Here is a 16,254-nt window from a genome sequence, read left to right as displayed (position 1 = left end):
ATTTAATGGTGATTAGCCCATGCGTACGATCCGTGTGCCGATCTTCTCACCGGATAATACCCGGCCTAAAATTCCCGGCTCACTGCCGTCCACAATAACAACCTCGTCTACTTTCCCCTGGATGCAAGCAATCGCAGCCCGTACCTTCGGGATCATACCTCCGTAGATTTCTCCAGTCAGAATCATATCCTCGATCTGCTGTACGGTAACCGTCTCAAGCACACGCTTCTCTCCACCTGTGTTCTTAAGGATTCCTGGAACATCCGTAACAACGATCATCTGGTGTACGCCCAGTACAGAGGCGACAGCCCCCGCTGCCGTATCCGCATTAATGTTGTAACGGCTGCCATCCGTTCCTACACCAACAGGTGCAATCACTGGCATGTATCCGAGCTTCAGCACACCTTCGATCAGTTCTGCATTCACATCGGTCACATCACCGACCAAACCAACCTCTGCGGCCGCCTGCACCGGCTTAGCAGTAATCAATCCGCCATCGACTCCCGACATCCCGAGCGCTTTGCCGCCCGATTGAGCGATACGCCGTACTACCTTCTTGTTAATGCTTCCGGCAAGCACCATCTCCACCACGTCCAATACTTCCTCGGAAGTATAACGGAGACCATTCACAAAGTGAGTCTCGATCCCCAGCTTGTTCAAATTGTCGGAGATCGCTGGTCCGCCTCCATGCACAATAACAGGCTGTACGCCTTCGGCCTGCAGCTTCGCCAGATCACTGTAGAAAGAATCCGGTAATTCCTCAAGCGTGCTGCCGCCGCACTTCATCACAAACGTACCTTTCTCCCATTTCTGATTGACCAAGAGCTCGTTCCCCTCCAAAGCTGTCTCCATGTAGGATGAACCTCCTTCTGATAGATTGATAGAAAATATAATATAAAGTACGTGTTCAAAAAGTGGACTTTTTGAACTACCTCATTAAGTGCGGTATGCCGCGTTGATTCGTACGTAGTCGTAAGTCAGGTCACATCCCCAAGCAGTTGCATGGCCTGGGCCGTTATGAAGCTCGACATGAATGACAACCGTGTCGCCCTTCAAATATTCCAGCGCCTCTTCCTCGTCGAATGCCACTGGCTGTGAACCGGACAACACGAGGATATCCCCGAGCTGGATATCGACGGTGTCCGGATTCACTGGTTCACCGGCACGTCCCACCGCCGCAATAATCCGTCCCCAGTTGGCATCGGCGCCAAATACCGCCGACTTTACAAGGCTGGAGCCGATCACCGTCTTGGCAATAGCTTGAGCTGACAGATCAGTGACCGCTCCGCTCACCGTTACCTCGACGAGACGAGTTGCCCCTTCACCGTCGCGGGCAATCGCCTGAGCCAGCGTCTGGCACACATAGCGGAAGGCAGCTGCGAAGTTATCCCAATCAGGATGCTCCGGCGCCAGCTCCGTATTGCCGGCCAGACCACTGGCCATGGCAATCAGCATGTCGTTCGTGCTCGTATCTCCATCCACGGTAATCATATTAAACGTTACATCCGTCGTCTCACCCAACAGGCTTTGCAGTGCCTTCGGTGAAATCGCCGCATCCGTTGTCACAAAAGCAAGCATCGTCGCCATATTCGGGTGGATCATCCCCGAACCCTTGGCCGCTCCGCCAATTGTCACTTCATGGCCGTCCACAGTAATCGTTACACAGGACTCCTTCTTCACCAGATCCGTCGTCAGTATTGCTTGCGCAAATTGGTCAGCGCCTTCATCGCCCACCGACAGCGCTGCTGGCAGGCCCGCAATCCCGCGGGCCACGCGGTCCATCGGCAGCAATTCGCCGATGACGCCGGTGGAAGCGACGGCCACCTCGCCGGCGGCGAGCCCGAAGGCGTCCGCGGCTGCCGCGCGCATCGCATAAGCATCGGCCTCGCCCTGGCGGCCGGTGCAGGCATTGGCGTTGCCGCTGTTCACGACCACAGCTCGCAGCTGACCGTTATTGGACGCGATCGATTCCCGCGTCACCTTCAGCGGTGCAGCCTGGAACACATTGGTCGTGTAGACCGCCGCCGCCGTCGCCGGCACTTCACAATATATCGCGCCAAGATCATTGCGCGATGTCTTCTTCAGGCCGCAATGCAGTCCGCCGGCCTGAAACCCCTTCGGCGAAGTAATCGAGCCTGCCGGAACAATCTGAAATAAACTAACCACTCCCATGACGATCCTCTCCATTTCCTGAATCCTGTTTATCTGATAAACTGTTAAGCTGCTGAATTACTGTACTGCCAAATGTTGTCGGTAACCCCCCGTATTTCCCCCGAATAACGATATGGTGTTTCGTTAAAATATGCTTGCCGCTGTTTTTGGGAAAATAGCGATCTGTAGTTCCCTTAGAGCATCGCCCTCTGAACTTTTATGGATATACAGGACTAAGCTTAAGTCCGGTCGTCTCGTCCCAACCCATCATCAGGTTCAAATTCTGTATCGCCTGACCGGCAGCACCTTTGACAACATTATCCGTCACAGCAATAATCGTGACCCTTCCAGTCCGCTCATCCACAGAAAATCCGATATCGCAATAATTCGAGCCGAATACTTCCTTCGTTGCCGGCCACTTGCCCGCTTCACGGATCCGTACGAATGGTCTTCCAGCGTAAAATTCGCGATACAACGATACAAGTCCTTCTTCTGTATAATCCCCCTGCAATTTTGCATACATTGTGCTCATAATTCCTCTTGTCATCGGCACCAGATGCGTTGTAAAGGTCACCGTTACCGGATTACCAGCAGCGAGGGACAGCTCCTGTTCTATTTCAGGAATATGCTGATGCTTATTTACTTTATATACTTTCATATTTTCATTCATTTCTGCATAATGTGTTGTCAGGCTCGTTCCCCGTCCTGCACCAGATACGCCCGACTTGGCATCGATAATAATGCTTGCCGGATCAATCCAGCCTGCGTTAAGAGCAGGAATTAGTCCAAGGAGTGTCGTAGTAGAATAGCAGCCGGGATTAGAGATGAAGCTAGAACCGATCACGAGGTCTCCATTAATCTCGCATAATCCGTAGATGGCTTTATCAAGCCATTTCTGTTCCGCTGCTTCATGCTTATACCACGCTTCATATTCCGATCTGTCCTTAATCCGAAAATCACCCGACAGGTCGATGACGCGAAGCCCTACTTCAAGAAGCTGTGGTACCAGCTTGCTGCTGACTCCTGAAGGAGTTGCTGTAAACACTACGTCCGCTTTCTCTGCAATTTCCTGAGGGTCAACACCGTCCAAATTCTGTACCATCAGCTCTGACAAATGCGGGAATCCATCAGCAATCGGTTCGCCTGCGCTGGAGGATGAAATCACCGATACAATCTCTACATGCGGATGTCCCATTAAAAAACGAATCAGCTCCACGCCTCCATAGCCCGTGGAACCAATGATGGCCACCTTCACTTTTACAGTTTCCACCCTTTATCCCCTCTTCCCATCGCTTAGTATCTATAAGATCAAATGTATAAATCCGTAATTAATATGTATTATTATACGGTCGTACTTATATAAATACAACCATTAATTATTTTAATCTGACGGATAAAAAAATAAGCACCCTCTTGGATTGAATACCGTTAGAGGATGCTTGCTTCTTCAATATGTAGTTTGTCCTGCTTCTATTATTGTGCTACCCATTTATCCCTCAACCCGTTTGAAGCCTTCTCCTAGCACCTCATGGGCATTCGTAATGATCACAAAGGCACTTGGGTCAAGCGACTGCACCAGCGTCTTAAGACTTGTTACCTCGCTCTGGCCAACGACGACCATGAGCACAGTACGCTCTTCCCCTGTATATCCGCCACGGGCATCCAGCTTGGTCAAGCCCCGGTCCAAATGCTTCAGCACCGCCTCGGATATTTCATCCGTCTTGTCGGCGATGATGTAGGCCACCTTCGTATAATTGAAGCCCAGCTCGATCATGTCAATGATCTTGCCGGTAATATATAGACCGATGAGTGCGTATAACGCCTTCTCTGGGGACAGAACAAACATCGCCAATAATATAACCATGCCGTCCATCATCACGACACATACCGATAAGTTCAGCCGGGTGAGCTTCTGGATAATCTGTGCCAGCGTCGACAGTCCCCCGGTTGATCCACGTCCCCGGAAGACAATCCCAAGACCAACCCCAACACCAATGCCACCGTAGAGAGATGCTAACAGCAGATCTGTCGTTGGAACAGACCAGTCCTTCGTCATGAAGACGAAGAGCGGCAATACAATCGTACCCAGCAAGGAGCGGATAGCATAGTTGCGTCCCAGTACCAGATAGCCTGCAATAAATAAGGGAATATTAAGTGCCCACTGTGTATATGCTGGCTCAATGCCGAACACCGACTGAATAATAACTGAGATGCCGGAAACTCCGCCTGATGCGATATTGCTTGGCAATAGAAATAGATTGAAGGCCAGAGCCGTAATAAAAGAGCCTACAATAATCATGACCGTATCGACGGTATGGCGAATCGGCCCATCTACCGGAAAATATTCGTTAAGCCTTCGTTTGCGGGTTGTTGACGACACCCCAGTTCCTCCTTAGCTATGATCTCAAAAAAAATCCTACACACCGGGAGAGCCGGCGGACGAGATGTACCCGTAGCTTTCTCTCCCCAGCTCTACCATGACATGTGTAGGATTCGATCTTCACAATCGTTATTGGGCTTCAGTTCGGATCTGACTCCGTAAATAACCGTCGATAAATGCGTCCAGATCGCCGTCCATTACAGCGCCCACATTTCCGGTCTCTACCGAGGTGCGATGATCCTTGACCATGCTGTAAGGGTGGAATACGTACGAACGAATTTGGCTGCCCCAGGCGATATCCGATTGCTCGCCGCGGATCTCATCCAGCTCTTTTTGCTGTTCCTCCAACTTACGCTCATAGAGCTTGGAGCGGAGCATGGTCATAGCGCGCTCACGGTTCTTGATCTGCGAGCGTTCGTTCTGACACGTTACGACGATCCCGGTCGGCAAGTGAGTAATCCGCACCGCAGAGTCAGTCGTGTTAATATGCTGACCGCCCGCGCCACTCGCCCGGTACGTATCGATCTTGAGATCCTCGGTGCGAATCTCAATATCTACATCATCGGTTATTTCCGGTACCACGTCGCAAGAGACGAAGGAGGTATGTCTACGGCCAGAGGAATCAAATGGAGATATGCGAACCAACCGGTGCACACCCTTCTCTGCTTTTAGATATCCATAGGCATTATAGCCCTTGATCAACAGCGTGACACTCTTGATTCCAGCTTCATCCCCCGGTAAGTAGTCAAGCGTCTCAACCTTGAAGCCGCGCTTCTCCGCCCACCGCGTATACATCCGCAGCAGCATGGAGCCCCAGTCCTGAGATTCTGTCCCCCCAGCACCCGGATGCAGCTCAAGAATCGCATTCATCTTATCATATGGCTCACTCAGCAGCAGTTGAAGCTCGAAATCTTCCATCTTCTTCAATAGTGCACTTACAGAGGTACTGATCTCTGACAATAATGCCTCGTCATTCTCCTCTTCAGCCAACTCGGCCATCATCTCGATGTCGTCATACTCCTGCTGCAATGTATTATATTGATCGACAGAGGACTTTACTGCGTTCATCTCCGCGATTAACGCCTGGGCCTTGTCATTGTCATCCCAGAAGTCCGGTGCCGCCATCTTCTCCTCGTAATTCGCGATCATCTCCTGCTTCAGGTCTAAGTCAAAGAGACCCCCTAAGATTAGTTAGTCGCGTAGCTATCTCTCTCATATCATGCTTTACACTTGGATCGATCATGCTGTTCAATCACCTTCCTGTATAAGAGGTTGTTCAAAAAGTCCGCTTTTGATAAGAAAACCGTACTTTTTGAACACGCACTATAAGTATTTACGCTCATTTTATACATTTCTAGGGCGAATCACAATAGGACACCCCATTAAAAAAGAAAAAACGGGGAGCTTCCATTCACGGAAGCTCCCCGCTGTCAATTATGCGTTCTGTCCGTGGCAGTGTTTGTATTTCTTACCGCTGCCGCAAGGGCACAGATCGTTGCGTCCTACTTGGTCGCTGCGCTTCACCGGACGTTTCTCTGCCGGTTCGCCGCTAGTGGAGATTTTGTCCTCATCCACAACTGCTTGGCGCTCCTGGTTCGTCTCGATTTGCGCCTTCATAATATAAGTCGCAACCTCTTCCTGGATCGATGCAATCATCCCATTGAACATCTCGTAGCCTTCGAATTGGTACTCACGCAGTGGATCCGTACCGCCGTATGCACGCAGGTGGATACCTTGACGCAATTGGTCCATCGCATCGATATGGTCCATCCATTTGCTATCTACAGCACGCAGAGCGATAACTTTCTCGAACTCACGCACCAGTTCAGGACCAATCGCTTGCTCACGAGCATCATATTTCGCCATGACCTTCTCGAAGATGAACTCAACCATTTCGTCGGCCTCTTTGCCCCATAGATCATCTCGGGTTACCGCGCCTTCATCAAGCATCTTCGAATTCATGTAATCGGCAATCTCTTGCAGTTCCCAGTTCTCCGGAATGTCATCCGCGGTATGAACCGTAACAACACGCTCGATGACCGGTTTAATCATATCCACTACAATTTGCTTAACATTCTCTGATTCAAGCAACTCTCGGCGTTGCTTATAAATAATCTCACGTTGCTGATTCATCACGTCGTCATATTGCAATACGACTTTACGCACGTCGAAGTTGTTGCCTTCAACCCGCTTCTGGGCGGATTCAACCGCACGCGTAATCATCTTGCTCTCGATCGGCTGATCCTCTTCGAAGCCAAGACGCTCCATCATGTTCATGACGTTATCGGCCCCGAACCGCTTCATCAATTCATCGCCAAGCGATAAATAGAACTGCGTCGAGCCCGGATCGCCTTGACGTCCGGCACGACCACGAAGCTGGTTATCGATCCGGCGTGATTCATGACGCTCTGTACCAATAATATGCAAACCGCCAACGTCGGATACACCTTCACCAAGCAAAATGTCAGTACCACGACCCGCCATGTTCGTGGCAATCGTAACGGAGCCTGGCTCACCCGCACGGGAGATGATCTCAGCTTCTTCAGCATGGTACTTCGCGTTCAACACTTTATGAGGAACACCCTTGCGCTTCAGCATCTCGGAGAGAAGCTCGGAGTTCTCAATCGACACCGTACCTACCAGAATTGGCTGGTTCTTCTTATGACGCTCTACGATTTGATCTACAACCGCTTTGAACTTGCCTTCTTCGCTCTTGTAGACAACGTCTGGCATATCGACGCGCTGATTCGGACGGTTCGTCGGTACTTGGAGCACCTCAAGTCCGTAAATCTTCTTGAATTCCTCTTCCTCAGTCTTCGCTGTACCAGTCATACCAGCCAGCTTGCGATACATCCGGAAATAGTTCTGGAAAGTAATTGTAGCGAGCGTCATGCTCTCATTCTGAACCTCGATGCCTTCCTTCGCTTCAATCGCCTGGTGCAATCCATCGCTATAACGACGGCCTTGCATAATCCGACCTGTGAATTCATCGACGATCAGCACTTCATCTTCAGTCACGACATAATCCACGTCACGGCGCATAATGACATTCGCCTTCAGCGCTTGAGTAACATGGTGGTTCAGCAAGATGTTACTATGATCATATAAATTCTCGATACCGAAAGCTTTTTCTGCCTTTGCAACCCCTTTTTCAGTAAGGGCTACGGCTTTTACTTTGATATCAACGGTGTAATCCTCTTCACGCTCCAGCTTCTTCACAAATCGATCAGCAAAATAGTAAAGCTCCGTCGACTTCTCAGCTTGTCCAGAAATGATCAGCGGAGTACGTGCTTCGTCAATCAGAATCGAGTCGACTTCGTCGATGATGCAATAGTAAAGCGGACGTTGTACCATTTGCTCTTTGTAAAGGACCATATTGTCGCGCAAATAGTCAAAGCCGAACTCATTATTCGTACCATAAGTAATATCGCAAGCATAAGCAGCCTGTTTATCCTCATGCTCCATACCGTTCAGGTTAATGCCAACAGTCATACCGAGGAAGTTATAGACCTGCCCCATTTGCTCGCTATCCCGTTGCGCCAAATAATCGTTGACCGTAACGACGTGCACGCCTTTGCCTAGCAGTGCATTCAAATAAACCGGTAGGGTTCCGACCAGCGTCTTCCCTTCACCGGTTTTCATCTCCGCAATTCTTCCTTCATGCAAAGCCATACCGCCGATCAACTGCACGTCATAGTGACGCAGACCAAGCGTTCTCTTGGAAGCTTCTCTTACTGTAGCAAAAGCTTCTGGAAGCACTTCTTCCAGAGTCTCACCCTTCTCGATCCGTTCACGAAACTCTGCCGTCTTCCCTTTCAATTGTTCGTCCGATAAAGCTACGAAATCAGGTTCCAATTTATTGATAATATCTACCGTCTTCATAAGACGTTTAACGTCACGTTCATTCGTGTCGCCAAATATCTTCTTCACTAATCCCAGCATGATTTACCCCTTTCACGCATATACAGATGATTTGCCTAAATTGTAACAGTTTGTAATCAATGCCGCAACACACGACATCACCGTAGAACATCAGCAATTTGCTCCTATATGAATAAAGAGCCCTATCCGCTAAGCGGATAAAGGCTCGTTCCTTTTACTTCAATTGAAAGAATTACCATTTGCATTCCAACAATCGTCATGAATGGATACGAATTGCTAAAGCTATTCTTGCTCGATTAATCCATACTTGCCATCGTTCCGTCTGTATACCACATTGGTCTCATTCGTCTCAATGTTAGCAAATACGAAGAAATTGTGGCCTACCATATTCATTTGCAAAATAGCTTCTTCCACATCCATCGGTTTCAGATTGAACTTCTTCGTCCGGACGACTTCTAGCTCGTCTTCTTCTGCCTCACGAGCAGATCCGTTCACTGGACCTTCGACAAATAAATTCTTCAGACCGCTCTCCTGACGGAATTTACGGTTGATCTTCGTCTTATGCTTACGGATTTGGCGTTCCAGCTTGTCCACGACCCCATCGATCGATGCATACATATCATCGCTGCGATGTTCGGCACGGAGCACTACGCCGGTAAGAGGAATTGTGACTTCGACTACATGCAAGCCTCGTACAACACTCAGCGTTACACTACCACCCGTAGTTGGCGGTACATCAAAATACTTGTCAAGTCGGCTGAGCTTCTTATCTACGTATTCTCGCAATGCTTCAGTCACTTCAATTTGTTGTCCTCGAATACTATAATTCATAGGGCACTCCTCCTTTGACTTTGCACCTTTATTATACCACACATATTAACCCAATGTAAAAAATGTAAAAGGCAAGTTAATGGCGAATTCATGGACGGCTGGACAATAAAAAAACCCTGGTTGCCCAGGGTCTGATTGCTAGCGAATCTCTAATTGTTAACCATCATACATTATATATGTAGGTCGGCTTGAATGATGCCGGATGATTATAATTTGATTACGTTAGCCGCTTGTGGTCCGCGTGCTCCGTCAACGATTTCGAATTCTACGGATTGACCTTCTTCCAAAGTCTTGAAGCCTTCGGATTGAATAGCGGAGAAGTGTACGAATACGTCTGTTCCTTCTTCAGTTTCGATGAAACCGTATCCTTTTTCTGCGTTAAACCATTTTACTTTACCTTGCATGCACTAACATTCCCTTCATTATCAAGTAAGAGTCGGTCCTTTCGAACAAGCCCTCACTTTTGACTATACCACCCAAACTTAACCAGTGTCAATTACCAAAGAAAAGGTTTTACTGTAAAAATAATGTATGACTTAATTCAAATTAGAGTAAACAGAGTCTACTATTATTTTTTAAGATAGTACGAATATACTTTATTTATTGCAGCGATTACATCTAGAACATCTTGATCCGACATCTTAGGAAATAGTGGCAACGTAATTGCTGAAGCATAGTATCGTTCAGCATTAGGGCAAATTCCTGTATCATAACCTAAATGTTGATAATAAGGTTGCTGATAAATTGGAATGTAATGTACATGTACTCCTATGCCTTCAGAACGGAGAGCCTCGAACCAGTCACGACGATCTCCATTAAAATACTCCGGCAGCCAGCGTGTCACATATAAATGCCAGCTTGATGATGCTTCATTATGTTGCTTAGGAATAACTATGCCTGGCAGCTCGGACAGCTTCTGATCGTAAATTGCAGCAATATCTCTCCTGCGTGCTACGAATTGATCCAACTTGTTCATCTGACTAACGCCTAGCGCAGCTTGTAAGTCGGTCATTCGATAGTTATAGCCAAGAGCCTGCATTTCATAATACCAAGGTCCGTCATTTTTAAGTAACTGTTTTGAATCCCTCGTCATCCCGTGGCTGCGGAACAACAAAAGCTTATGATAATATTCTTCGTTACTGGTAGTTATTATGCCGCCTTCTCCTGTTGTCACCTGCTTAACAGGATGGAAGCTGAACATCGTCATATCGGCCCAAGCACCAACCTTCCTACCTGCAAACTCAGATCCTAAAGATTGAGCACCATCTTCGATAAGCACCAGGCTATGATCACGCGCGAGCATTGAGATTCTATCCATCTCTGCTGGCTGCCCCGTAAGGTCAACGGCAATAATAGCCTTGGTACGCTCAGTTATCTTCGCCTCTATTTCCACAGGCGAGATATTATAGGTATCCATGTCAATATCAGCAAATACCGGCGTTCCCCCCTGGTAAAGAACACAGTTGCTGCTGGCCAGAAAAGTAATCGGTGTGGTTATTACTTCATCCCCTTCACCGATTCCTGCAGCAAAACATGCTCCATGGAGTGCAGCCGTTCCGTTAGTAAAGGCCACTGCGTACTTAGCTCCTACATAAAGGGCTACTTTAGCTTCAAAAGCCTCAATCGCCGGTCCCTGCGTAATAAAATCACTCTTCAGTACTTCTACAACAGCTTCAATGTCTTGTTCATCAAGCCATTGTTGCCCATAAGGCAGCATGGTGGATCGAATAGGCTCGGAAGGTGTTGGATAAGCATGATCCGACATCTTGTTCATCTCCTTATTATGTTTGACGCCTGCTGTTAGGCGAGACCCCCAGAACGGATCCACTCCGTTGTACGGAGGATCCCCTCCTCCAGCGTAATCTCTGGCTCCCAGTCCAGAAGACGGTTCGCTTTGCGGGAATCGCACAGCAACCTCTGAATTTCACTCTGCGGGTGAATGTGCTCAACATGCTTAATCCTGGAAGGGTCCCCTACTATTTTCAGGGCCAAGTCATTAACAGATATATCTCGTCCAAGACCCGCATTCACGATCTCGCCATCCACTGCATCCGAAAAACCAGCAGCCACTACAAAGCGTGCACAGTCCTCAACGTATAAAAGGTCTCGAGTTTGCGTGCCTTCTCCATAAATATTGAGATCTTTGCCAGACAGATGATTATTGATAAATATAGCTACAACGCCGCCTTCGCCACCTGTCTTTTGAAATGGTCCATAGGTATTAAACGGCCTTATCACAACAGTAGGCAGCCCATAAGCATAATAATAGGAAAGCACCATATTCTCGGCAGCTACTTTGGCCCCGGCATATGGAGATGCGGGCTTCGTAGGATGGAGTTCGCTGATGCCATTCTCATCATTGCAACGGTCATAGACCATGCAAGTACTCATGAATACAACCTTGGTCTTATGCTCGCGGCATTGCTCTAAAATATAAAAGGTCCCGATCGTATCATTATTAAAAGTAGTCCGTGGATCATCAATCGAATCCTGGACATTAATAGAAGCACCAAGATGATAACAGATACTGAACTTATGTTTGGTAAACAATTCTTCTAAAAGAGCTTCATCCAGGATCGTTCCTTTAATGAACTGTTTAAAACCAGGATGGCTGCGAAATTCGTCAAGATTTTCTTCCCGCCCGTTAGACAAGTCATCGAGAATCCAAACATAATGGCCTTCATCAAGCAGCCTCTTAGCCACCCAACGGCCTATAAAACCGGCTCCGCCGGTAAGTAGGATATTCATAAACAAACCCCTTCCCTTTCGAAATGAAACTGTCACCCCATTTTATGGCCTTAGATCAATTCCCATGTAATAGGCGTACCTTTGGAAGCATCTCTACCTATTTTTCTGCCTAGCAATTGATCCAAATATTTCGTAGGCAACCCCATTCCTGGGCGGATCGCCTTCACATTCTCACGTGTGAAAACATCACCTTGCTTCATATCTTGAGAGATATATAATGAGCGGCGGTGCTTCATAGATTGAATTTCACCTTCCGTCGAAGCTCCATAGACTACATGACCAAGGGATTGCCAAGCACGTTCCGACTCAACTACTAATGCCGTCATCTCTTCAGGCTCCAAAGAGAACGCTGAATCCACCCCACCGTCAGCTCTTCTCAGTGTAAAATGCTTCTCAATCACGGTAGCTCCTAGAGCTACACTTGCCACGGACACACCGACTCCCATAGTATGGTCAGAAATACCCACCTGACAATTAAATAACTGTTCCATATGAGGAATCGTCAAGATATTCGTATTTTCAGGAGATGCCGGATAAGTGCTTGTACACTTCAGAAGAACGATATCCTTCGCTCCAGCCTCTTTCGCAGCTCGTACCGTCTCGTCTAATTCAGCAATAGAAGCCATTCCTGTAGAGATAATAATAGGTTTGCCTGTAGCAGCAACTTTGCGGATTAATTGGATATCTGTATTTTCAAAAGAAGCAATTTTGTAAGCCGGCACATCAAGTGACTCCAAGAAATCAACTGCCGTCTCATCAAATGGAGTACTGAACGCCAGAATCCCCAATTCTTTACACTTCTTGAAAATGGGCTCATGCCATTCCCAAGGGGTGTATGCCTCTTGATACAGGCGATATAATGAGCTGCCCTTCCATAGGCTATTCGGGTCTTCAATGAAGAAATCCCCATCATGGATATCCAGTGTCATCGTATCCGCTGTATAAGTCTGCAGCTTAAGTGCATCCACTCCAGCCTTCGCAGCAGCATCTACAATTGCCAGCGCCCGCTCCAGCGAATGGTTATGATTCCCCGACATCTCAGCGATTACAAAAGGTTTATGATCTTTGCCAACCCAGCGGTTGCCGATTTGGAATTGCATGAAAAATCTCCTTCTTCCATAGTTCATCTAAGGTTCTTATTGTTATATCCGCTTCGAACTCATTTGATTTTTGAATGGCAGCAAATCCACCCCTAAGTATTCTAATGGTTTTAAACCCTAAAGGCTTGATACCGACAAAATCCTTATTAGGATTATCTCCTATATAGACAACATCCGACGGCTTAACATTCTCTTTGGCACAAATCTGCATAAAGCAATAAGGCGATGGCTTTTCATTTTTAATTCCAAACCTCCGAGAAATGAAGCATTTCCGTATAGCAGGATGATCGTATAAACCGAGTGCTATTAATTTACGATATTGGACCCACTTGTTCCCATCAGTAACAATATATAATGGAGACCCCATCTCTCGTAGTAACTCCAAACACCTAGTGGCATCCTCATAGAGATGAATTTGTGGTTCATGGCAACGGTATACCCGAAGACACTCTCTAACAGTTACCTTTGAGTACTTTCCATAGTGATGCAACAATCTATCAAAGACTTGGCCACGTCCCTCGGACTCAAGCACACTGATCATTATCTTAATACTCTCGTCAGTTGGGAGATCAAATTGCTCTCTAAGATACATAGCTACAGCACGAAATCCACTGTGTACATAAGTTATTTCGTCGTACAGCGTATCATCAAGATCAAACACAACTACTTTCATTGAATAAGATCCTCTGCATAACGTACTAAGCGCTTCTCCCTGGCTGCCCGAACAAAGGGATATTCCTCCAGATCATTGCCCGCTGCCTCAAGAAAAAACCAATAGAAACTATCCAAACCAGCTTCGACACTTAATCTCGAAGCACCGCCGAATCGGGAATTGCATTCGATAAAGTGGTATCCACCCGCTTGATCAATTATAACTTGGAAGATTGCATGCCCGTATAAACCTAATTTTTCAGCAAACTCAGCACACTGACGTTCTAGAACCTCATCGCGAAATGTCGTCGTTATTTGAGATTCCCCGTTAACCACGAGTTCTCGCTTACGGGCTATAGCCGCTTTGCACTTACCATTCATTTGTACATAAACATCGATACTTACTTCTTCTCCTGAAATATACGGCTGAAATATGGGTTGTTCCAATGTCTGCGCATGGCTTAACGCCTCTTGTTCATTCAATTTTAATCCAATTGACTCCGAGCCAGCTCCATACCGTTCTTTTACAGTAAAGGAGGAAGCTTTTAAGTCATCTATTTGCTCTTCAGTAGGAATGACCGGAAATCCAAGTTCTAGACCCCGTTGATAAAATAATAATTTATCCAGGCAAGTCTCAACCGCTTCTGAATCCGACACCATCACGTGAATACCTTTATCTTGTAGTTCTTGCTTATAACCTGAAAAGAATTTAAGTTCACCATCCCTTGTAGGAATTATATATTTAATATTCCGTTCAATACATGTATCTAATAAACGTTCATAGCTTAGTTGGTCAAGTCGCGGCATCTGCCAAAAAGAGTCGGTAAAATAACGTCCAATTGCATTAGGGTTACTGTCTCCACTTATAATCTGGAACGACTGACCGAACTTTTGTATCCCTTTAGTTACACATTTTATTAATGGGACTTTTTTTGAAGCACTTGTTACAAGAGCTGCCCTTGTATCCACAGGTTGCAACATAGTCTCCCTCAAATCTCTATAGTGAGCAATTAATTCTGGTATAGTATCCTCTATCTGCCTTGCTGGTTTCCAACCAGTTAATGCTTCAAACTGGGTCATATCCGCTTGAGAAGCTTCATAAGGAATATCACTGCTGCCTTCTATTATTTTCATACTAGGAAAATGTGTCTTTAGTACATCCAATACTTCTTCTACTCTTCGAGCATTCTCATTCCCAAGATTCACTACACCAGTTGCCTCACTAGCCGCTAGTCTAAATAAACCCTCGGCTACATCACCTGCGTATATATAGTCGAACATTCCTTTTTTACGATACACTTGGATCGTCTCATCGTTGAGTAAAGCCTGAATCCACCTGGAAATAATATCTCTTGAATTTTTGCCGTATACTCTATATATTCGAGCTGAGGCAGTAGTATAATGGCAGGCTGAATGCTGTTGCAAGAAACGCAGTTCAATTTCATGCATCAGCTTGGCAGCCCCACATAAATTTCGAGGATAGATAGGAGCATTTTCTACTAAGCTTGTTGCCGAAGCCGCAGCTTCACCAAATTGATATAATTCCGGATTATAAATCAGATAACTCGAAGCGAATACCACTCTTTCCAGAGAAGGACAATCTTTAAGACAATCCATAAGATGATGACTTAAGTTCATATTGTGGCGCTCATTTTCGCCCCAGAAATCATAACTCTCTTCTGAACGTTCGAAGGTAGCAGCCAAGTGAAAGAAATACTGTGGAGAAAACTCTATTAATTCATCTCTCGTAATCTCATTCAAATCGCCTTGGCGATAACGAATAGACTTTGGCCAATGTTTGGGTCTTGGCTTCAAGTCACCTACAAAAATCGTAGCCCCAACGTCAATAAGTTTATTTATTAACTCATTGCCTATAACCCCTGCTCCCCCACTAACAAAGACTCGTTTACCCTTCAACATGTTCAAAATTCCCCTTTATACATCCATGTAATAAAGAATCAATAAATCGGCCATCAATCAGCACATGTTCTTTCATTCGACCTTCATAAAGAAAACCGTTATTTTCTAATATTTTTATATGTAACGGCCGTATATCGAATGTTTCTGTATACAGCCGATTAAGTTCTAAATCATTAAACGCCACTCTTCTCATCAATCTCAAAAAGGTGGAGAAATCTTCTTTATATTGCTCAATATTGGCTTCCTTACTTCGATCCGTTTTTACTAGATATGAAATTTCAGCCCTTTTATTCATCCAATCGATGTTGGTTAGTCCACCGTATCCAATCAGTTCTTCATTCCAAAAGAAACTAAACAAAATAATACGGGTAGTTGGATTACTGAAGGAAGGCAAAATTACATTAGAAAAATATCTTAACTGATCTTCATCTGTAAGCAAATGGTTCTGTCGTAATACATCCATTTGTTCATTACGCCATTGCTTAATAACAAGCATATCCTCTTCACGAATAGAGGTAACTTTATATGGTCCTTGGGTATAGTATTGCTGTTTCAAATGTATATAGCTCATTAGTTTTCTAGCCCCTATAC

Annotated in this window: 14 protein-coding genes; all 14 read right to left on the bottom strand. The window is 46.2% G+C overall.

Going from position 1 to position 16,254, the window contains the following annotated elements:
- Positions 1–12: 12 nt before the first annotated feature.
- Positions 13–852, bottom strand: coding sequence for an acetylglutamate kinase (gene argB / locus ABD014_RS03405; protein ID WP_343857464.1), 840 nt, complete (start codon positions 850–852; stop codon positions 13–15).
- Positions 853–936: 84 nt separating this feature from the next.
- Positions 937–2,172, bottom strand: a complete 1,236-nt coding sequence (argJ, locus tag ABD014_RS03400; RefSeq protein WP_343857462.1) for a bifunctional glutamate N-acetyltransferase/amino-acid acetyltransferase ArgJ — start codon at positions 2,170–2,172, stop codon at positions 937–939.
- A 196-nt stretch (positions 2,173–2,368) separates the two neighbouring features.
- On the bottom strand, positions 2,369–3,421 hold the full coding sequence (gene argC / locus ABD014_RS03395) for an N-acetyl-gamma-glutamyl-phosphate reductase (RefSeq protein WP_343857459.1): 1,053 nt from the start codon (positions 3,419–3,421) through the stop codon (positions 2,369–2,371).
- A gap of 219 nt (positions 3,422–3,640) precedes the next feature.
- Positions 3,641–4,531 carry a YitT family protein gene (locus tag ABD014_RS03390; protein ID WP_343857456.1) on the bottom strand — a complete coding sequence of 297 codons (891 nt, stop codon included), beginning with the start codon at positions 4,529–4,531 and terminating at the stop codon, positions 3,641–3,643.
- A 129-nt stretch (positions 4,532–4,660) separates the two neighbouring features.
- Positions 4,661–5,774, bottom strand: a protein-coding gene (gene prfB, locus ABD014_RS03385) for a peptide chain release factor 2 (protein ID WP_343857454.1) whose coding sequence is annotated in 2 segments (ribosomal slippage) — positions 4,661–5,701 and positions 5,703–5,774 — 1,113 coding nt in all. Because the reading frame shifts where the segments join, the coding sequence is not laid out codon by codon here.
- Positions 5,775–5,965: 191 nt separating this feature from the next.
- Positions 5,966–8,473 (bottom strand): preprotein translocase subunit SecA, encoded by a 2,508-nt coding sequence (gene secA / locus ABD014_RS03380; RefSeq protein ID WP_343857452.1) that lies wholly within the window; start codon positions 8,471–8,473, stop codon positions 5,966–5,968.
- 222 nt (positions 8,474–8,695) lie between these two features.
- Positions 8,696–9,244 carry a ribosome hibernation-promoting factor, HPF/YfiA family gene (gene hpf / locus ABD014_RS03375; RefSeq protein WP_068778982.1) on the bottom strand — a complete coding sequence of 183 codons (549 nt, stop codon included), beginning with the start codon at positions 9,242–9,244 and terminating at the stop codon, positions 8,696–8,698.
- Positions 9,245–9,450: 206 nt separating this feature from the next.
- Complete coding sequence (locus tag ABD014_RS03370) at positions 9,451–9,648, bottom strand: cold shock domain-containing protein (protein ID WP_068778981.1); 198 nt, start codon at positions 9,646–9,648, stop codon at positions 9,451–9,453.
- A gap of 164 nt (positions 9,649–9,812) precedes the next feature.
- The gene (gene pseC / locus ABD014_RS03365) at positions 9,813–11,009 is read right to left on the bottom strand and encodes a UDP-4-amino-4,6-dideoxy-N-acetyl-beta-L-altrosamine transaminase (RefSeq protein ID WP_343857448.1); all 1,197 of its coding nucleotides are present in this window, start codon (positions 11,007–11,009) and stop codon (positions 9,813–9,815) included.
- Between the two features lie 35 nt (positions 11,010–11,044).
- The gene (locus ABD014_RS03360; RefSeq protein WP_343857445.1) at positions 11,045–11,992 is read right to left on the bottom strand and encodes a dTDP-glucose 4,6-dehydratase; all 948 of its coding nucleotides are present in this window, start codon (positions 11,990–11,992) and stop codon (positions 11,045–11,047) included.
- 50 nt (positions 11,993–12,042) lie between these two features.
- The gene (gene pseI / locus ABD014_RS03355) at positions 12,043–13,092 is read right to left on the bottom strand and encodes a pseudaminic acid synthase (RefSeq protein WP_343857442.1); all 1,050 of its coding nucleotides are present in this window, start codon (positions 13,090–13,092) and stop codon (positions 12,043–12,045) included.
- Positions 13,049–13,765: an HAD family hydrolase gene (locus ABD014_RS03350; protein WP_343857439.1), complete on the bottom strand. Its 717-nt coding sequence runs from the start codon at positions 13,763–13,765 to the stop codon at positions 13,049–13,051. Before ABD014_RS03350 ends, pseI begins: the two co-directional genes overlap by 44 nt.
- On the bottom strand, positions 13,762–15,663 hold the full coding sequence (locus ABD014_RS03345; protein ID WP_343857437.1) for an NAD-dependent epimerase/dehydratase family protein: 1,902 nt from the start codon (positions 15,661–15,663) through the stop codon (positions 13,762–13,764). The genes ABD014_RS03350 and ABD014_RS03345 overlap by 4 nt, the downstream gene beginning before the upstream one ends.
- Positions 15,650–16,234, bottom strand: coding sequence for a GNAT family N-acetyltransferase (locus tag ABD014_RS03340; RefSeq protein WP_343857435.1), 585 nt, complete (start codon positions 16,232–16,234; stop codon positions 15,650–15,652). Before ABD014_RS03340 ends, ABD014_RS03345 begins: the two co-directional genes overlap by 14 nt.
- Positions 16,235–16,254 lie beyond the last annotated feature (20 nt).

The organism is Paenibacillus motobuensis (assembly GCF_039521865.1).
Taxonomy (GTDB): domain Bacteria; phylum Bacillota; class Bacilli; order Paenibacillales; family Paenibacillaceae; genus Fontibacillus; species Fontibacillus motobuensis.
The sequence above is the reverse complement of the archived record's forward strand: the minus strand, read 5'-3'. Positions and strand labels throughout refer to the sequence as shown.